17 protein-coding genes and 1 tRNA gene are annotated in these 18,743 nt (G+C 40.4%); 7 read left to right on the forward strand and 11 right to left on the reverse strand.

Going from position 1 to position 18,743, the window contains the following annotated elements; translation table 11 throughout:
• Positions 1-31 precede the first annotated feature (31 nt).
• From DV740_RS03945 to DV740_RS03980, 8 genes are all read right to left on the reverse strand, one after another.
• Positions 32-1,609 carry a putative ABC exporter domain-containing protein gene (locus tag DV740_RS03945; protein ID WP_118087487.1) on the reverse strand — a complete coding sequence of 526 codons (1,578 nt, stop codon included), beginning with the start codon at positions 1,607-1,609 and terminating at the stop codon, positions 32-34.
• Entirely contained in the window at positions 1,602-2,315 is a 714-nt protein-coding gene (locus tag DV740_RS03950) for an ABC transporter ATP-binding protein (RefSeq protein ID WP_117698561.1), read from the reverse strand. The genes DV740_RS03945 and DV740_RS03950 overlap by 8 nt, the downstream gene beginning before the upstream one ends.
• Before the next feature lie 230 nt (positions 2,316-2,545).
• The gene (locus DV740_RS03955) at positions 2,546-3,217 is read right to left on the reverse strand and encodes a UDP-N-acetylglucosamine pyrophosphorylase (protein WP_118087488.1); all 672 of its coding nucleotides are present in this window, start codon (positions 3,215-3,217) and stop codon (positions 2,546-2,548) included.
• Positions 3,195-6,389, reverse strand: a complete 3,195-nt coding sequence (locus DV740_RS03960; protein ID WP_118087489.1) for a type IA DNA topoisomerase — start codon at positions 6,387-6,389, stop codon at positions 3,195-3,197. Before DV740_RS03960 ends, DV740_RS03955 begins: the two co-directional genes overlap by 23 nt.
• A gap of 89 nt (positions 6,390-6,478) precedes the next feature.
• Positions 6,479-7,840, reverse strand: coding sequence for an ATP-binding protein (locus DV740_RS03965; protein WP_118087490.1), 1,362 nt, complete (start codon positions 7,838-7,840; stop codon positions 6,479-6,481).
• A 156-nt stretch (positions 7,841-7,996) separates the two neighbouring features.
• Positions 7,997-9,082, reverse strand: a complete 1,086-nt coding sequence (gene asd / locus DV740_RS03970) for an aspartate-semialdehyde dehydrogenase (RefSeq protein WP_117698564.1) — start codon at positions 9,080-9,082, stop codon at positions 7,997-7,999.
• Positions 9,083-9,254: 172 nt separating this feature from the next.
• The gene (argH, locus tag DV740_RS03975; RefSeq protein WP_117698565.1) at positions 9,255-10,667 is read right to left on the reverse strand and encodes an argininosuccinate lyase; all 1,413 of its coding nucleotides are present in this window, start codon (positions 10,665-10,667) and stop codon (positions 9,255-9,257) included.
• Between the two features lie 109 nt (positions 10,668-10,776).
• Positions 10,777-11,460 carry an epoxyqueuosine reductase QueH gene (locus tag DV740_RS03980; RefSeq protein WP_118087491.1) on the reverse strand — a complete coding sequence of 228 codons (684 nt, stop codon included), beginning with the start codon at positions 11,458-11,460 and terminating at the stop codon, positions 10,777-10,779.
• A 117-nt stretch (positions 11,461-11,577) separates the two neighbouring features.
• Here DV740_RS03980 and DV740_RS03985 point away from each other — a divergent pair, with 117 nt between their 5' ends.
• Positions 11,578-12,345: an ABC transporter ATP-binding protein gene (locus tag DV740_RS03985; RefSeq protein WP_118087492.1), complete on the forward strand. Its 768-nt coding sequence runs from the start codon at positions 11,578-11,580 to the stop codon at positions 12,343-12,345.
• The gene (locus DV740_RS03990) at positions 12,338-13,135 is read left to right on the forward strand and encodes an ABC transporter permease (RefSeq protein WP_118087493.1); all 798 of its coding nucleotides are present in this window, start codon (positions 12,338-12,340) and stop codon (positions 13,133-13,135) included. The genes DV740_RS03985 and DV740_RS03990 overlap by 8 nt, the downstream gene beginning before the upstream one ends.
• A 78-nt stretch (positions 13,136-13,213) precedes the next feature.
• Here DV740_RS03990 and DV740_RS03995 read toward each other — a convergent pair whose 3' ends face one another.
• From DV740_RS03995 to DV740_RS04005, 3 genes are read right to left on the reverse strand one after another with little or no spacing between them, the layout of a single operon-like run.
• Positions 13,214-13,621, reverse strand: coding sequence for a hypothetical protein (locus tag DV740_RS03995; RefSeq protein WP_022243212.1), 408 nt, complete (start codon positions 13,619-13,621; stop codon positions 13,214-13,216).
• 6 nt (positions 13,622-13,627) lie between these two features.
• Positions 13,628-14,602, reverse strand: coding sequence for a DHH family phosphoesterase (locus DV740_RS04000; protein WP_118087494.1), 975 nt, complete (start codon positions 14,600-14,602; stop codon positions 13,628-13,630).
• 26 nt (positions 14,603-14,628) lie between these two features.
• Positions 14,629-15,069 carry a hypothetical protein gene (locus tag DV740_RS04005; protein WP_117698570.1) on the reverse strand — a complete coding sequence of 147 codons (441 nt, stop codon included), beginning with the start codon at positions 15,067-15,069 and terminating at the stop codon, positions 14,629-14,631.
• Positions 15,070-15,297: 228 nt separating this feature from the next.
• Here DV740_RS04005 and DV740_RS04010 point away from each other — a divergent pair.
• The 5 genes from DV740_RS04010 to DV740_RS04030 all read left to right on the forward strand — a co-directional run bounded on the left by DV740_RS04010 (position 15,298) and on the right by DV740_RS04030 (position 18,742).
• Positions 15,298-15,370: transfer RNA gene (locus DV740_RS04010), tRNA-Thr, on the forward strand.
• 162 nt (positions 15,371-15,532) lie between these two features.
• Positions 15,533-16,072 (forward strand): helix-turn-helix domain-containing protein, encoded by a 540-nt coding sequence (locus DV740_RS04015; protein WP_022243215.1) that lies wholly within the window; start codon positions 15,533-15,535, stop codon positions 16,070-16,072.
• A gap of 9 nt (positions 16,073-16,081) precedes the next feature.
• A complete protein-coding gene (gene potA, locus DV740_RS04020) occupies positions 16,082-17,155 on the forward strand; it encodes a spermidine/putrescine ABC transporter ATP-binding protein (protein WP_117698571.1) in 1,074 nt (357 codons plus the stop codon).
• Positions 17,148-17,969, forward strand: a complete 822-nt coding sequence (locus DV740_RS04025) for an ABC transporter permease (RefSeq protein ID WP_117841121.1) — start codon at positions 17,148-17,150, stop codon at positions 17,967-17,969. Before potA ends, DV740_RS04025 begins: the two co-directional genes overlap by 8 nt.
• On the forward strand, positions 17,963-18,742 hold the full coding sequence (locus tag DV740_RS04030; protein ID WP_117698573.1) for an ABC transporter permease: 780 nt from the start codon (positions 17,963-17,965) through the stop codon (positions 18,740-18,742). Before DV740_RS04025 ends, DV740_RS04030 begins: the two co-directional genes overlap by 7 nt.
• Position 18,743: the final 1 nt, after the last annotated feature.

Below are 18,743 nucleotides of genomic sequence, written 5' to 3' on the forward strand. Positions count from 1 at the left end.
ACAGGAAATGCCCCTTAATTTTCTCAATTTGTTAATCTAATGCCTCCATCCGCTCAAATGCAAAGGATGCTCCGATTGCTCCAACCAGTGTCAGCAGGAATATAACGACTATCATCATAATAAATCCTGCAGTCACGGAAATGAACGCTCCCGTTGCTACTGCCACAATGATTCCGACACATAATACCAGTCCCTGGAACAGCATCCGAAGAATCGTTCTGCCCAGTTCTCCAAACATTTTCCCTATCACGACATCTGCCAGCATATTCATATAAAGCTTATTAGCATTCAGGCACATATATAAAATGACGGTCAAAATCATGTAAGACACCGGAAGTCCCATTACGATACTGCCCGGCAGCGTAATCAGAAGTCCGTCAATCAGCGCACGGATATGCTCCATTTTGGTGGCATACCACATTTTCTTAAAATTACTGTCCGGAATCAGATAGGTGTATGGATTTGCCAATTCCTTCGACCACTTCGTCTTATAACCGCTGAAAATAAAGATAACATAGGCAATGACGCCCGGAATTACAAACATTTTAAAAGGCTGGCTGGAAATTTTATTATAATAAGAGACAACCGCAATTGCCACACCTATAACCAGAAACAGCACCGAATTCCAGCCAAAGATAAAGAAACGGTTTTTACGGTATTCTAATACCTGCCGGTAGAAAATTGCTTTAGCGTAAGTTCCCTTATAAGCCATCTTTACATTCCGTAAATACTTTTTCTTGCCATTTCCCACTACAACCTCGCCCTTTTTCGAGCGTTTCATCCGGTCATCATAATCTTCTGCAAATTTTGCAGCATCTTCATAGAATTCTCCGGTACACTTCATCTTTTTCGCATAAAGTACCAGCAAAACAGTACTGATTAAAAGAAGTACGGTTGCCACCACATTGATTCCTGCAGGACCTATGATAATAAGCTGAATCAATGCAATTTCCCAGCCTATAATCGGAATCAGCTGTACCACCGGAAGCTGGATTAAGTCCACAAACACAGATAACTGCATACCTTTCACCGAAACAAAGTAGATTGCCACCAGTGCAAAAGCTGCCATTACTCCATACATAATATAAGTAAGTACGGTAAAGAACTGTTTAGGAAGTGTTTCATTTCCATAGCAGATAATCATTAACGCTCCCTCTAAAATATTTTCCAGTACACCAGCATAAAGGAAATATAAAATCATCTTATATGGTGTAACACCAAATACTCCAATTCCAAGTACCAGTACAAATAGTTCAACAATAAAATTGGTTAAGAACTGCTTCATTCCGGCATGAAGAATAACTTTCTTCGGTTCTTCCGGTGCAGCAAATACAAAATGTACTTCTGACGGGCGGAACAACAGTCCTTTTCTCTTGATATAGGAAATCAGATTTGCCGGAACAATCATAACCATCAGTACGGATAAAACAGTTGCAATTCCTTCCGGGCTGTTTAATCCGAAATCGACAGACATGGAACCAAGTCCATACAATACCAATGCTGCATATAAAACAACAAATACCAGTGCAAGAAAAGTCTGTGGCCGTTTCAGGTTCCGCTTCACTTTATTCTTAATGGTCTGGAAAAAAACAAAGGAAAGACTACTCATGTTCTTCACCACCAGTCTTTGGTTCTGTCACTTCAAAGAACAGTTCTTCTATGTCTTTATCCGCAATTTCATTTTTGTTAAATGTTGCTATAATTTTCCCTTGTTCCATTACAAACATCACATCCCACAAATCTTTTACCATTTCAAGCATATGGGTACTGATAAGAATGGTACAGCCTTTCTCTTTTAACTCCAGCACAACTTCTTTCAGTTCTTTTATGGCTGCCGGGTCAAGTCCAACCATTGGCTCATCCAACATCACAACCTTTGGATGAATAGCAAGTGCACAACAGATACTGACCTTCTGCATCATTCCTTTGGATAATTCATTTCCCAGCTTCTCCTGTTTATCCAGAAGTTCAAAACGTGTCAGCAGTGCATCTATTTCTTCCTCTGTAATGTCACTGTTATATGCCCGCTTCACATATTCGATATGCTCCCGCACCGTCAGCGCTTCAAACATTGCCGGAATCTCCGGTACATAGCCAAATATTTTCTTTGCTTCCAGGCTTCTTGCCTTCATTCCATTAATACCAACACCGCCTTCATAGCGAAGGAGTCCTGCAATACTCTTTATAATGGTTGATTTTCCGGCACCATTTGGTCCAAGCAGGATACCGACCTGACCATCCTGCACCATAAAGCTGACATGGTCTACTGCCACATTCTTTCCATATTTCTTAGTAAGCTCTTGTACTTCTAACATTTTCACCCTCCAAAATTCACGAGAAACACTCTTTGTAAGCTTCCCGTATATACTGCGAGAAACACTCTTTTTAAAGTTCTTGTCCAACTAAAAAGCAGCCGTATGTATTACTTAATTAATACAGTAATGCATACAGCTGTTTTTGTCAACCATTCATTTCTTAATTTTCTATTGTCATTTTTCTGCAAGCAGCTACCGCAGGTAACTTCTGCGGGTAAATTTCCATCCGTTTAGTCTTCTGCTTTACTTACAATTTCATTCTTATTCTTATAAATAGAATGCGCCGGAACTACTCCACGTACCGGGGAAAGCGGATAAATATTGGTATGTGGTCCGATGACCGTTCCCGGATTCAATACGGAATTACAGCCGACCTCTACAAAATCTCCTAACATGGCACCAAATTTCTTACGTCCGGTTTCCATCTTCTCATCAGCAGATTTTACTACCACCAGTGTCTTATCGGATTTTACATTGGATGTGATGGAACCTGCTCCCATGTGTGACTTATATCCTAAAATAGAATCTCCCACATAATTATAGTGTGGTACCTGCACGGAATTAAAAAGAATGACATTCTTTAACTCGGTAGAATTGCCTACCACCGTTCCTTTTCCGACAATTGCATTTCCACGAATGAATGCGCAGTGTCGTATTTCAGCATTTTCATCAATAATTAAAGGACCATTTAAACATGCTGTCGGTGCCACGACAGCGGATTTTGCCACCCAGATATCCTCACCCTTCTGTTCATAAACATCCGGATTCAATGTTTTTCCCAGTTCTTTGATATAATCTCCGATTCCGGCAAGTGCCTCCCACGGATAAGTAAATTGTGCAAGATAATCCTTTGCGATTGTCTCCTCTAATGTATACATATTACTGATTTTGCACTGTTCCATCTTTCTCTTCCTCTCTTTCTTCTTCCGGTTTCCGGTCAAAATCAAAACGGATTTCATCCTCTTCAAACTTCAGACAGGTATCAAATACATTTCCTGCTTTCGAAGTAAATCCGGTTATTTTTTTAGCGGTATATCCTTTTGCAAAAAGCTCTTCTAATACTTCTTCAGCCAGTTCCACCTTTGCTACATAACGGTTCACCCGGAATCCGCAGTCACATTCATAGTACCACTGGCTTTTCTTTAACAATGCCCCACACTTTGGACATTTTACTTTTGTCTCTTCCGGTTTCGGACGCTCCGGAAAGTCAAATTCAATGCGTCCATCCTCGGTAAGCTTCAATGGTGCATCAAATTTCTTGCCATTCTTAGATTTAAATCCTGTTATAATTTCTGTCTTTCCTGTCAGTAAAAGTGCTTTTACCTGAGTTTCCTTTAATTTTACTCCGGCTATTTTACCGATTGAGAAACGGCAGCTGTCCTCTTTGTTTCTGTCATAATTGGCACAGCCATAGCCAAATGGCGTCTGCACAATATCACCCTGACACAGTGGACATTTTACATCTTTTACCTTCTTTGCTTCCACATGCTCAAAATCAAATTTCAGGACTTTCTTTCCATTCTCATCTTCTCCAAGCATCAGGCAGGCATCAAATTTCTTCTTATTCTTTGAAGTAAATCCACGAATCGTTCCGGTTCTTCCATTGGTCAGAAGCTCCTTCACCTGGGCAATGTTTAAATCTTTCCCGGCTATTTTGCCAATGGCAAACCGGCAGCCAGCCTCATCTTCCGCTTTATAATTGGCACAGCCATAACCAAATGGCTTTATTTCTATTGCTCCGCCACACAACGGACAACTTACGCCCTCTATGGTCTCCGGCTCATTCTGTGAAAAATCAAAGGTTATATTCGGTTTTCCTTCTTCATCCTTTGCCATCACAAGGCAGGCAGAAAACTTCTTCTTATTCTTCGAAGTAAATCCCTTTAAGACTCCGGTTCTGCCTTCGCTTAATAACTGCTTTACTTCTTCATCGTTAAGCTCTCTTCCGGCGATGGAACCAATAGCAAAACGGCATCCACTGCCATCTTTATTATAATTTGAGCAACCATAACCAAAAGGTGTAGTCTCAATCTCGCCGCCACAGACCGGACAGGTTGCTCCGATTTTAACCCTTGCCTTCATATCTTTGGCATTGCTGCCAGCCAATGGACGAATCTGACCGGCAATCTGGCTGGTGAGATTTTCATTTATCATGGAAACTGTTTCTTTCCGGATAAATTCCTCTAACTTCTCCCGATAATCTTCCATCGGAACCGTTCCCTGGGTAATGCCATCCAAGCCCTTTTCCCAGGAAGCGGTCATCTTCGGATTCAAAAGTGCCGGAACAGTCATATTCACCACTTCATAAACCATCTCGCCTAAGGCTTCCGGCGTCAGCACCTGTGTTTTCTTATTCAAAGCAAGGTAGCCGATACGCACCAGCTTCTTGATGATTTCTGCCCTTGTAGCAGAGGTTCCAATTCCGGAGCCTTTAATCTGTTCTCTTAATTCCTCTTCCTCGATTAACTGTCCCGCATTTTCCATGGCAAGCACCATGGAACCTGAAGTATAACGCTTTGGTGGAGAAGTCTTTCCCTCTTTTACCAGAAATTCTTTTACTTCTGCGGTATCTCCTTCTTTGAGACTATCTGCAAGTTTTAGTAATGCTGCGCTGTTCTTCGGATTGTTTTCTTCTCCGTCGCCATCTTCCTTTTCCCGTTTTTCTTTGGTATCCGGTCTTCCGGCAATTTCAAGATATCCGGGAACCTTTAATACTTTTGCTCCGGCAAAGAAAGATTCCTTTTCAATTCCGATGGTCAGCTTTACCGTCTGATACTGTGCCGGCGGATAGAAAATACTTAAGAAACGCCGCACGATCAGTTCATAGACCCGCTTCTGCAATTCCGTCAGCGACTTATATTCATTGACCTGTCCGGTTGGAATAATAGCATAATGGTCTGTAATCTTACTGTCATCGGTATAACTGCTCTTTCCGATATTTTTATATAAACCATGCTCCATAATACTTTGTACAAAAGGCGCAACCGGCTCAAAGGAATGGAGTCCTCTGATATTCTTACTGATTTCTTTTGCAACGGCAGAAGATAATACTCTTGCATCTGTTCTCGGATAAGTAGTCAGCTTTCTTTCATATAAGTCCTGTGCTACCTGCAGCGTCTCGTCCGGGCTGATTTTAAACCTTTTCGAGCACTCTGCCTGCAGCTCCGCCAGGTTAAACAACAGTGGTGCACGTTTCTTTGTAATTCCTTTATCTACTGTTTTTACAACCGCTGTTTTATTAGTTAAATCTTCAATTAACTTTTCTGCATGTGTTTTTTCTTTGAATCCATTCTCTTTATAGAGCAACGGAGACGCATAATAAGAAGAACCTTCTACTGCTTTCCATTCGCCTTCTATCTCTGCATCAAAAAAATTCCCCACTACCCGGTAAAATGGTGTCTCTACAAAATTACGGATTTCCCGCTCCCGGATTACAACCATGCCAAGTACACAGGTCATGACACGGCCAACTGCAATTGCAGTATAGGACTTGGTTCCTGCAGCATCATTTAAAAGATTTCCATATTTTACAGACATGACACGGGAAAAATTAATTCCCATGGCATAGTCTTCAATGGTACGCATAATCCCGGAATTAGCAAGATTATCATAATCCGCCATTGGTCTTGCTTCAGCAATTCCTCTTTTAATTTCTTCCTCCGTCTGCGAATCTATCCATACCCGCAGCTCTTTCATACCTTCACGGACTCCACCGAACCGCCGGATATTCTCTTCAATGGTCTGCCCTTCTTTTCCGGCATCGCCTGCCCAGTAAACGGTATCAATATCTTCCCTGTGTAAGAGCTTATGTACGATGTCATACTGTTTGCTTACAGATGGTATAACATTATATTTATAATCTTTTGGAAGAAATGGAAGATCTTCTAACTTCCACTTCTTATATTTTATATCATATTCTTCCGGATATACCATTTCCACCAGATGGCCAACACACCAGGTAATAGCATAGTGACTGTCTTCGATATATCCGTCATTTCTGCCGGATACGCCAAGAATTCGTGCAAATTCCCGGGCAACACTTGGTTTCTCCGTGATAATTAACGACTTACCCAACCGTTATTTCCTCCAATTTCTGTGCCATTTCTATTATTTTGTCTTTTTCAATCATTTGACTTTACTGTCATTTTTAGCTTTCCGGCACTTTATAATTCCTTCATATCGATCAGGACAAATCTTTTATCTTCTTCTGCCATCTGTTTTAAATCCTCTGCAAATTCCTGTGCGGAAAACATATAAAGATATTTTGCGGAAATTTTTGCCTGTTTCAGATTATCAAGCAATGCTTCTCCTGCCGAGCGGGTCATATAAGGCTCTGACCAGTTACAGATTCCGACAATGCTCTCACGGACACTGTTCTGGGCGACAATATCGATATTGCCCTTCTTTCCAACCCAGGTTCCAATCCGGTGAATGTCAATCGGAAGTTTACCAATACGATTTAATAAAGTCAGATATTCCCGGCAGACCTTGACAAAATAACGGTTCATATAGTCATCTAAATCTTTTTCAATATAAGTATCATAAAATTCTTCCGGTGCCATCATATATAAGTCCGATAAATGTGGATAGACAAAACGGAACCAGAAATTCACATAAGTATTGGCAATGCGGTAAACACCCTTTTTCGTATTCTCCCAGCCACCGGTATCAAAGGAAACCACCTTTTCTACCACATCAAATGCCATCAGATTCTTCATGTAGACACTGATTTTTGCTCTGGAGAAGCCTGTCTTTAAAAAAAGGTCATTCAGCTTATTATTTCCCGAAGCCAATGCTGCAAGTATTGTATTATATACAGAAAGTTCTCTTAATTCAATGCTGATATAATTTTCTGCCTCATGGAACAAGAAGCCATCCGGAGACAAAATATGCCGACAGACATTTTCCTTAATACTCTTTTGGGAGTTCCAGCGTGTAAGATAACCCGGCACACCTCCAATAATTCCATAGACCTGCACAGCCTGACTGGTTCCATATTCCGGGAAATGTCGAACCACATCAAGAAATGTCGCATCCTCCATGCGGATGGCTGCGTCTACCTTCTTTAAGTATTCACCATATTTTTCTCTGCAGTCTTCCTCTACCCATACCAGTGAAGAGCTGGTCAGAATAATCATAACAGGACCCGGATATAATTTCTTTGCTTTCAGTTTAAGAATGCTGTTCATAAAGCCGACATCTTTTCTGGCAATATACTGGAATTCATCAATAACAACCACAAGCTTGGTCGGGTCTCCACTCTTGATGCGGTTAAAGAATTCATCATAACTATAGCGTGTCAGACGAATTCCGTATTTTGTTTCCACTTCCTGCCCCATCTGCAAAACCTGTTCCCTTTCGGATGCCTGTCTGGCGCGATAGTAAAAAAACTTTTTCTCCTTACAGAATTCTTTTATCAACTGCTCTTTCTGGCAGTTATCTCTTCCATATAAAAGAACAATCTGATTGCCGGACTGTCCATATACCTCTTCTAATTTTTTTAATTCGGATGTCTGAATCATCATTGGTAATATCCTCCAAAATTTCTAATTCTAAGAAGTCACTCTAACAGAAATAATATCACATTTTAATTTTTCTATCAACGCCAAAACGATAAAAAAGCCATACTGCTTTCCTGCAATATGACTTTTCTATCTTCATTTTGTTACATATTTTACTGCTTATTTTGCGGTAATGTAACCCTGTGCTTTTAAAAGTTCTGCACAAAGAACAGCTCCACCAGCCGCACCACGTACGGTATTGTGGGATAATCCTACGAATTTCCAATCATATACGGTGTCCTCACGAAGACGTCCAACACTGATTCCCATACCGTTTTCATAGTTAACATCCATAGAAACCTGTGGTCTGTTGTCTTCTTCCAAGTACTGGATAAACTGCTTTGGTGCACTTGGAAGATTTAATTCCTGTGGTACTCCCTTGAAGTTTACTAATTTTTCGATTAACTGCTCTTTTGTAGGGTTCTTTTTGAACTTAACAAATACAGCTGCTGTATGTCCGTTTAATACCGGAACACGGATACACTGGCAGGTAATAACCGGTGATGTAGCAGGTACAATGACACCATCTTTGATTTCACCCCAGATACGAAGTGGCTCTTTTTCGGATTTTTCTTCCTCTCCACCGATGTATGGGATAATATTTCCAACCATTTCCGGCCAGTCCTTAAAGGTTTTTCCGGCACCGGAAATTGCCTGATAGGTAGTTGCTACAACTTCATATGGTTCAAACTCTTTCCATGCTGTAAGAACAGGAGCATAACTCTGGATGGAGCAGTTTGGTTTTACTGCAACAAATCCTCTCTTGGTTCCCAGTCTCTTACGCTGGAATTCGATTACTTTCATATGTTCCGGATTGATTTCAGGTACTACCATAGGAACATCCGGTGTCCATCTGTGTGCACTGTTGTTCGAAACAACAGGAGTCTCTGTCTTAGCATATGCTTCTTCAATTGCTTTGATTTCATCTTTAGTCATATCTACAGCACTGAATACGAAATCAACTTCTGCTGCAACATTTTCTACTTCATTAACATTCTTTACTACAATATTTTTAACGGCTTCCGGCATTGGAGTATCCATTTTCCAACGATCTCCAACTGCTTCTGCATAGGTCTTTCCTGCACTTCTTGGGCTTGCTGCAATTGTAGTTACCTCAAACCATGGATGATTCTCCAGAAGAGAGATAAATCTCTGACCTACCATTCCTGTTCCACCTAAAATACCGACTTTTAATTTGCTGCTCATTTCTTTTTCTCCTCACGTTTTTATGTTCGTCTATCGCGAACAGTTGTCTTTCTGATAAATATACTATCCTATTTATACAAAAAATGCAATTCACAATTTATCAAAAATTACTAAGTGAATTGCATTTTTCTTATACATATGTACCAATTTTTTTAAATAAGCTACTTATTTTCTACGCCTCTTCCGGCAGATTCAACTCATCCTGCCAGTCCTTTGACAGATATTCCTTATGCAATGCAATGACTTTTTCCATTGCGTCTTTACCAGGCGCACCAACAGTCAGACGTTTATTAACACAGGTTTCCATGGAAATTGCTTCATAGATATCTTCTTCAAATACCGGACAGATTGCCTTTAACTCATCCAATGACATATCATCAATGGCAATCTTCTTATCCAGACAATAAAGCACGATTCTTCCTACAATACCGTGGGCATCACGGAAAGGAACGCCATGATTTACCAGATAATCTGCTGCATCTGTCGCATTGGTAAATCCCTTGTTGGCACTGTCATGCATTTTTTCTTTATTGAATTTCATAGTTGCGAGCATACCGTTAAAGAGTGCCAGACAGCCTTTTGCAGTATCCATGGCATCAAAGGAAAGCTCCTTGTCTTCCTGCATATCTTTATTATACGCAAGGGGAATTCCCTTCATTGTAGTAAGCAATGACATCAGTGCACCATACACTCTTCCGGTCTTTCCACGTACCAATTCTGCAATATCCGGATTTTTCTTCTGTGGCATAATGCTGCTTCCGGTGCTGTATGCATCGTCAATCTCTACAAACTGATATTCATTAGAATTCCAGATGATAACTTCTTCTGAGAAACGGCTTAAATGCATCATAATCGTTGATAATGCAGATAAAAATTCGATTAAGTAGTCACGGTCTGATACGCCATCCATACTGTTTAAGGTTGGTCCATAGAAACCAAGTAATTCTGCAGTATATTCACGGTCTAATGGATAAGTAGTTCCTGCCAGGGCACCGGAACCTAACGGACAGTAATTCATTCTCTTAAAAATATCCTGCAGGCGTAGTCTGTCACGGCGGAACATCTCAAAATAAGCTCCCATATGATGTGCCAGTGTAATCGGCTGTGCTTTCTGAAGATGGGTAAATCCCGGCATAATCGTTTCGGTATTTTCTTCCATAATCTTAAGAATGGTCTCAAGAAGTTCTTTTACCAGCTTGTCAGTATGCAATACTTCCTGTCTGGTATAAAGACGCATGTCCAGTGCAACCTGATCATTTCTGCTTCGTCCGGTATGTAATTTCTTACCGGTATCTCCCAGACGGTCAATGAGCTTTGCCTCTACAAAGCTGTGAATGTCTTCGTATTCATCGGTAATAATAAGCTTTCCTTCTTCTACTTCTTTTAAGATTTCTTTTAAACAGTCTACAATATCCTGCATTTCTTTCTCTGTTAAAATGCCCTGTTTTCCAAGCATTTTCACATGTGCAATGCTGCCTTCCATATCCTGTTTATAGAATTTCTGATCAAATGATATAGACGCATTAAAATTGTAAACGAGCTTGTCTGTCTCTTTGGTAAAGCGTCCGCCCCATAACTGTGCCACTCTTTTATCCTCTCTTTCCATACGGATGTCCGTACTTATTCTAAACAAAAATCCATAACTAACTTCTGAAAGTATACCTTATTTTTCATAAAATGACAACCAGAAGAAATCACTCCTGTACTGCTTGCTCACTTTCCTGTGCCGCACGTTCTCTTTTCTGTTCTTCCCGCTCCCGCTTCGAAAATACACAGCCACAATAATCCTGCCGGTACATGCCATACTCTGCCGAAATTACGGTAGAACGCTTATAGCCATCCCGTTTCTTAAAATCCGAATATAAATAGGGAATGCCATATTCTTCAGCCAGCCTTCCTCCAATCTCATTTAACTTTACAGCATTCTTCATGGGACTGATAGACAGCGTTGTCGTAAAATAATCACAATTTAATTTTTTCGCATACTCTGCCGCTTCCCGCAGTCTTAATTCATAACAGCGGAAACACCGTTCGCCACCCTCCCGGATATTTTCATAACCTTTTACTGTTTCATAAAAACGCTCCGGTTCAAAGTTTCCTTCCACAAAGGAGACCGCATATTTCGTTGGAAATTCTTTAATAAAGCGTTTCTGCTCCGCTGCTCTGTGATAGTATTCATCCTCAGGATAAATATTGGGATTATAGTACAACACCGTAATATAAAAATAGTTGGAAAGATACTCTAATACATAAGAACTGCAGGGTGCACAGCAGCTATGAAGTAAAAGTTTCGGAACTTCTCCTCTTTCTTCTAATCCGGCAATCGTTTCATCTAATATTTTCTGGTAATTTTCTTTCATCGCATTTACCTTTCCCATTCAAAATTTCTGTCGATTCTGTTCCTATTATAATCTATCCTTTTCTTCTGTCAATCCGGGTGACCAATCTCATTTTTTCACATATATTATCCTATAAACTTCTATCAGGTGAATACCATGTGCTCCATCCTTGAATTGTCCAATATAGATTATATTTATCATACGAAAGACGGCGAAACCAAGGCTCTGTCCAATATCAGTTTTAGTTTATCCAACGGAGAATTTGTTGCTATTGTAGGTCCCAGTGGATGTGGCAAATCAACACTTTTATCCCTTATCTGCGGTCTCCTTGTCCCATCCGGCGGCAGCATTTCCTTCATGGGTCACCCCCTGCAGTCAAAGGATATTTTAAATATGGGATACATGCTCCAGAAAGACCATCTCTTAGAGTGGCGTACCATCGCATCCAATATCCAATTAGGGCTGGAAATCCAGCACAAAATGACACCAGAAAATCTTGCTTATGCCAGCCGGCTGTTAGAAACTTATGGACTTGCCGATTTTGCTGCAAAACGTCCTTCTGAGCTTTCCGGCGGCATGCGGCAGCGGGCTGCCCTGATTCGGACCCTGGTACTTCGCCCGGAGCTGCTTCTCTTAGATGAACCCTTCTCGGCATTAGATTATCAGACCCGCCTTAATGTCAGCAATGACATCGGTACCATTCTGCGGCAGGAACATAAAACCGCCATTCTTGTAACCCATGATTTATCCGAAGCAATTTCCATGGGAGACCGTGTCATTGTCTTAAGCCACCGGCCGGGCACAATCCGCTCCATTATACCCGTTTCCTTTGAGTCAGATCTTACGCCTTTAGAGAAACGGAATGACAGCCATTTTAAATCCTATTTTAACTTAATATGGAAGGAATTTAATCAAAATGAATAACCCATCCTCTGCACAGCTTATGTACTTACGGCAATGCCGCAGGCATCAGCTTAAAATAAAAATCTTTCGCATTCTGATTCTTGTTGTCTTTTTATTGCAATGGGAACTCTGTGCGAAATATGGAAAAATCGACCCCTTTATTTTCAGCAGTCCCACCAGACTTATCATCTGCTTTTACCAGATGATTACCGGTCAGAAGCTCCTTTATCACATTGGAATCACCCTGTTTGAAACCTTAAGCAGCTTTTTCTTTGTTATTATTTTAACATTACTGATTGCTGCAATCCTCTGGTTTTCCAAAACCTTATCCGAAACCTTAGAGCCTTATCTTGTGGTTTTAAATTCCCTGCCCAAATCCGCGCTGGCTCCACTGCTGATTGTATGGCTGGGCGGCAATTACAAGACCATTATCATCACCGGTATGTCCGTAGCTATCTTTGGCTCTATTCTGAGTCTTTACACTGCTTTTTGTGATATGGATAAAGAAAAGATTCTTCTGATAAAGACATTAGGCGGCACCCGTAATGATGTCATGTTTAAAATTATGCTGCCGGGCTGTATTCCCACCCTGCTTTCTATTATGAAAGTCAACATTGGTCTTTGTCTGGTTGGTGTTATCATCGGTGAATTTATTGCAGCGAAAAAAGGCTTAGGCTATCTTATTATTTATGGCAGCCAGGTTTTTAAATTAGACTGGGTCATCTTATCGATTCTGATTCTCTGTCTCATTGCCATGCTGCTCTATCAGCTGATTGGAAGTTTTGAGAAGCTCTGCTTAAAGAGGAAATAAAGAAAGGCGGTATGAATTGCACCTGCTCTTCATACTGCCTTTCTCTTTCTTACTTTACAGGAAATTGCTTATGAATTTTTATGCTTCTTCGATTTCTTCAAAGTCACAGTAATCTGCTCCTGCTTCAGAAGCAAACTTAAAACTTACTTTCTCGCCCTGATATTCCACGGTAAAATCACCTTCCATATCAAGGAAAGAATGTGCCTGGGCTATATTATCCAAGAATTCTGCCATATCTGCCGGAAAGTCTTTTGCATCTGCCTCTACGCTGCACTCTTCTTCTAAGATTTCCTGCTCCACAAAGAGACGCAGGGTAAAATCATCCAAATCACTTTCATCATCAAAGTCTACACCCTGAAAATAATGATTGCCGCAATTTTTAAATAAGTTCTTTACATAAGAGGTACTGGATAAAATTCTCGACTGGGATACATCCTCTGCCTCAAGATAAATATGATAGGTTATCTTCACCTGATTTTCTGCCATGGTATCTTACCTTCCTTCTTCTGCCTTGATCTGCTCTAAGAACAGCATTTCTAATTTATAATCCCGGTCCGGTTCCAACTTTTCCATATTCTTCGTTGGAATGAAACCGCCAGCCATTGCCGGATGTCCGCCACCATTTCCATAATCTGCTAATGCCTTTGCTACAACTCTTCCGGCATCTACATGATTTAATGCACTACGGACAGAAAACTTAATGCCGTCAGAACGGATTGCATAAATCACGGAAATATTAACTACATCAAGAGATAAAATAAAATCTGAAATAATTGCAATCAGCGCATCCGGACAATCAAACGGAATCGATGCAAATCCCACATCATCATAAATGTGGATATTATCGATTGCCGCACCATATGCCTTTAAATCAGAAAACTCCATTACATTTACATACATGGATTTTAACTCTTCCACATCTGCCATTGGATAGATGTATGCAAACATATCCACATCAAGCTTTGTTGTACCACGGACAAAGTCATCCGTATCCATCTTGATGCCATATGCCAGTGCTGCCGCCACATCCCGGCTCATTGGTGTATTGGTAAGATAAAAATACTCTGCAATCATTGTGGCACAGGCTCCTACACGGCGCACATCTTTATAAGCATATTCACAGGCAATTACTGTCGGATGATGGTCAATACATGCCACCTCATCCCCGATAAAATCGGTCAGATTCGCATTATATTTCTGGGAGTCTACGGTAACAATATAGTCCTCTTTCTTCATATCATCCAAATCTTCTTTAGACAAAATATCAATCTGAAATGTGTCAAACATCTTTCTTGTACTCAGGCGTTCAATCTTGCCATCATAACAGATATCTGCATTAATCCCATGGTAATTTAAAAAATGCTGTAAGCCAAAGGCACTGGCAATCGCATCCGGATCTGGAAAATTATGTGTCTGAATATAAGTTCTGTGTCCTCTTAATAACTCTACTAATTGTAAGGGATCCATGTTTTATCTCCTGGTATGATTTCTTCTTATTTTAATATAGAAAGCGGATTATTTTCCTTCTGGAATTTTAAGGCAAACAAAGCTGCCCCATAGCATAAAATTCCAATCAGCATAAATATTACTTTACCGGAAATTATTCCAACGACAATCTCTGCTGCTGCAACAATTCCATGCAGCCAGACAGGAAGGTTATGCAGACATGCAGCAAGTCCCGCTTCAATCAACACCACAATACATACGCTCACTACCGGAATCTTCCATACCAGTATACCCAGTACAATTTCCAATACGGCAAAAACCACAAATACACATAACATAATCAGCGCGCTGTTTTCCTTTAATTCTGCAATCGTAAACTGACTGTTCTTCTTTGCATAATTTTTCTTTGCGCTGTTGATTTTCTTCTTCATATTCTTCTTACTGTCCTCAGTTTTCTTTCCCCCTGAAACAAATTCCTTCACTTCCATGAAAAAAACTTCCTCCTTGTAATGATTTCCCTTTTCATAAGCCGGTTCATCTTTCTCCGGTTCTTACACATCTACGCCCATTATACCAAGTAACCTTTGAAAGAACAACTTTTTTCAAAAAAACATTGCAAATTTATTTTTTTCTATATATAATATTATAGTATGATTTTAATAAATAAAGGGTTGTCTGAGGAAAATATTTTATTTCGCATATAACCAGATTATTCTGCTTCCGTGGCTCAGTTGGTAGAGCGGCGCATTCGTAATGCGTAGGTCAGGGGTTCGAGTCCCCTCGGGAGCTTTTTTTGTTGTCTAAAAATAATCTAAAAATAGTATTGACATTTCTCTTTCAATTTCTCATAATACTCCTTAGTGAGTTTATTATTATTAAACTTCAAATACATTATTAGCTTCATTTTGTAAAAACTATGTAAAATCACTTTTCATGGAAAGGAAGTACAAAATGGATATTGGAAATAAAATCAAGGAGCTGCGGATTCTCTACGGTCTCACCCAGCAGGAACTGGCTGACCGTCTGGAATTATCCAAAGGATTTATCTCCCAGTTAGAGCGTAATCTTACATCTCCTTCCGTGGGTACACTTTTAGATATTATCCAGTGTCTCGGCACTACGCCGGCAGAATTTTTTGCAGATGATGAACCTGCACAGCTTGTCTTTAAAAATGAAGATTATTTTGAAAAAGAAGATGCGGAACACAGGAGCTTAATCGAATGGATGGTTCCCGGTGCCCAGAAAGATATGATGGAACCGGTACGTCTGACGCTGAAGCCCGGCGGCACATCAGACATCTATCTTCCACATGAGGGAGAAGAATTCGGCTATGTACTTAAGGGCTCCATTAAAATCATATATGGTACCCGTACTTATACTGCAAGACAGGGGGAGTCTTTTTATCTTAAGTCCAATAAAAAGCACCATATCGAAAATACCGGCAGGAAAGATGCCGTTCTTATCTGGGTTACAAACCCGCCAAGTTTTTAGGAGGTTATGATGGGCAAGAAATTAATACAATTAGAAAATATTACCAAAACTTATGACGGAAATATGATTTTGGATGACTTAAATCTTTATGTAAAGGAAAACGAATTCTTAACACTGCTGGGACCTTCCGGCTGTGGAAAGACTACTACCCTGCGTCTTATCGGTGGTTTTGAGACACCGGACACCGGACGTATTATTTTTGATGGAAAAGATATTACTTCTCTTCCGCCAAATGAGCGTAAATTAAATACCGTATTCCAGAAATACGCACTTTTTACCCATATGAGCATTGCAGAAAATATTGCTTTTGGTTTAAAAATCAGCAAGAAAAGCAAGGCTTATATTCAGGATAAAATCAAATATGCCTTAAAGCTTGTAAACTTAGACGGTTATGAAAACCGCAGCATTGATTCCTTAAGCGGTGGCCAGCAGCAGCGTATTGCCATTGCCCGTGCCATTGTAAATGAACCAAAGGTGCTCCTTTTAGACGAGCCTTTGGGTGCACTGGATTTAAAAATGCGTCAGGACATGCAGTACGAACTGATTCGTCTGAAAAATGAACTTGGCATTACTTTTATCTATGTTACCCACGACCAGGAAGAAGCCCTTACCATGTCAGACACCATTGCTGTCATGAATCAGGGCTATATCCAGCAGATTGGTACTCCGGAAGATATTTATAATGAGCCGGAAAATGCATTCGTTGCCGACTTTATCGGAGACAGCAATATCATTGACGGTATCATGATTGAGGATAAATTAGTCAGCTTCTTAGGCATCAAACACGAATGTGTCGACACCGGTTTTGGTAATAATAAACCGGTAGACGTAGTCATCCGCCCGGAAGATATTGAGATTGTAGAAGCCGGCACCGGTTTTATGGATGGTGATATTACTTCTGTTATCTTCAAGGGTGTCCACTACGAAATCGAAATTATGGCTGGCGGATATGAATGGCTTGTTCATACCACCAAATATTTCGAAACCGGAAGCCATGTGGGAATGAAGGTAATTCCTTTCAATATCCAGATTATGCATAAACCGGAATCCAGTGACGAAAAGGCGGTGGAACTCGATGCATAATGCCAGAAAAAGACTTTTAGCCGGACCTTATCTGGTCTGGATTATTGGATTTACTGTACTTCCGATTCTGATGATATTATATTACGCATTCACCAACAGTGACGGTGGTTTTACCTGGGCAAATATTGCTGCAATTGCAGACCCGGTACATATAAAAGCACTCCTGCTTTCCTTAAAGCTTGGTATCTTATGTACAATTGTCTGTCTCCTGCTCTCCTACCCGCTTGCCATGATATTAAATAGTCTTCATATCAAGCATCAGAGCTTTGTGGTATTTATCTTCGTCCTGCCAATGTGGATGAATTTTATGCTGCGTATTTTAGCATGGCAGATGTTACTTTCCAATAATGGAATTATCAATGGATTTCTTTCCATTTTCGGCATTCCGAAGCTTCATATGTTAAATACTCAGGGAGCCGTTGTATTTGGCATGATTTATGATTTTCTTCCATTTATGATTATGCCGATTTACAATTCCATAGTACGTATCCGCAAAGAAACCATAGATGCGGCAAGGGATTTAGGTGCCAACAGTTTTATCACCTTCTTCCGTATCATTCTGCCGCTTACTTTGCCTGGAATTGTCAGCGGAATTATTATGGTATTCGTGCCGGCACTTACCTCCTTTGTTATTTCAGACCTTTTAGGTGGAGGTAAAGTACTTCTCATTGGAAATGTTATTGAGCAGTCCTTCATGCAGGGTTCCTACTGGAATTTAGGTTCCGGACTTTCCATTGTACTTATGATTTTTGTTTTAATCAGTATGGCATTCATGAATCGTGCCGGTGAATCAGGAGGGCATGCAGTATGGTAAAGAAAAGTTTATCAAGAATTTATCTTGCAATTATTTTCCTGTTTCTGTATCTTCCGATTGGAGTTCTGATTGTACTTTCCTTCAACAACTCCCTCTCCCGTGTAAAATGGGGTGGATTTACGACAGAATGGTATCGTAATCTTGTTTCTGACCCGACTATTATGAATGCCTTTTATACCACGATTCTGATTACCGTTGCATCTTCTGTGATTGCTACAATAATCGGAACCATGGCAGCAATCGGAATCAGTGCCATGCGGAAAAGGAACCGTCAGATTATGCTTGGTGCAACTAACATTCCACTTCTGAATGCAGATATTGTTACTGGTATCTCCCTGATGCTGCTTTTTGTCCGCTTTACAGAGCTTGGAACATCAACCGTATTGATTGCACATATTACCTTTGACATTCCATATGTCATTTTAAATGTACTGCCTAAGCTTTCCAACACCTCCTCCCATACCTATGAGGCTGCCAGAGACTTAGGTGCAACACCACTTTATGCATTTTTCAAAATTGTATGGCCGGATATCAAGCCTGGTGTATTCTCCGGTTTTCTGATGGCCGTGACAATGTCCCTAGACGATTTCTCCATCACCTATTTTACCAAGGGTGCCGGTGTCAATACATTGTCCACCATGATTTATACCCAGCTGCGTAAAGGTATTATTCCGGAAATGTATGCACTGTCTACGATTTTATTCTTCCTTGCACTGGTACTTCTTCTGATTATGAATTACCGCAGTGTCAAGGATGCGAAAGGAAGGTCTTAGG

The organism is Roseburia sp. AF02-12 (assembly GCF_003461765.1).
GTDB classification, from domain to species: Bacteria; Bacillota; Clostridia; order Lachnospirales; family Lachnospiraceae; genus Roseburia_C; species Roseburia_C amylophila.

What these genes read in the sequence shown, in the direction of transcription:
- DV740_RS04025 (WP_117841121.1), top strand. Translation starts at nt 17,148, where the DNA reads ATGCATAATGCCAGAAAAAGACTTTTAGCCGGACCTTATCTGGTCTGG.
- DV740_RS03980 (WP_118087491.1), bottom strand. Translation starts at nt 11,460, where the DNA reads ATGGGAAAGGTAAATGCGATGAAAGAAAATTACCAGAAAATATTAGAT.
- DV740_RS03945 (WP_118087487.1), bottom strand. Translation starts at nt 1,609, where the DNA reads ATGAGTAGTCTTTCCTTTGTTTTTTTCCAGACCATTAAGAATAAAGTG.
- DV740_RS03965 (WP_118087490.1), bottom strand. Translation starts at nt 7,840, where the DNA reads ATGATGATTCAGACATCCGAATTAAAAAAATTAGAAGAGGTATATGGA.
- DV740_RS04015 (WP_022243215.1), top strand. Translation starts at nt 15,533, where the DNA reads ATGGATATTGGAAATAAAATCAAGGAGCTGCGGATTCTCTACGGTCTC.
- DV740_RS03990 (WP_118087493.1), top strand. Translation starts at nt 12,338, where the DNA reads ATGAATAACCCATCCTCTGCACAGCTTATGTACTTACGGCAATGCCGC.
- DV740_RS03955 (WP_118087488.1), bottom strand. Translation starts at nt 3,217, where the DNA reads ATGGAACAGTGCAAAATCAGTAATATGTATACATTAGAGGAGACAATC.
- DV740_RS04005 (WP_117698570.1), bottom strand. Translation starts at nt 15,069, where the DNA reads ATGGAAGTGAAGGAATTTGTTTCAGGGGGAAAGAAAACTGAGGACAGT.
- DV740_RS04030 (WP_117698573.1), top strand. Translation starts at nt 17,963, where the DNA reads ATGGTAAAGAAAAGTTTATCAAGAATTTATCTTGCAATTATTTTCCTG.
- DV740_RS04000 (WP_118087494.1), bottom strand. Translation starts at nt 14,602, where the DNA reads ATGGATCCCTTACAATTAGTAGAGTTATTAAGAGGACACAGAACTTAT.
- DV740_RS03950 (WP_117698561.1), bottom strand. Translation starts at nt 2,315, where the DNA reads ATGTTAGAAGTACAAGAGCTTACTAAGAAATATGGAAAGAATGTGGCA.
- DV740_RS03985 (WP_118087492.1), top strand. Translation starts at nt 11,578, where the DNA reads ATGTGCTCCATCCTTGAATTGTCCAATATAGATTATATTTATCATACG.
- potA (WP_117698571.1), top strand. Translation starts at nt 16,082, where the DNA reads ATGGGCAAGAAATTAATACAATTAGAAAATATTACCAAAACTTATGAC.
- asd (WP_117698564.1), bottom strand. Translation starts at nt 9,082, where the DNA reads ATGAGCAGCAAATTAAAAGTCGGTATTTTAGGTGGAACAGGAATGGTA.
- DV740_RS03995 (WP_022243212.1), bottom strand. Translation starts at nt 13,621, where the DNA reads ATGGCAGAAAATCAGGTGAAGATAACCTATCATATTTATCTTGAGGCA.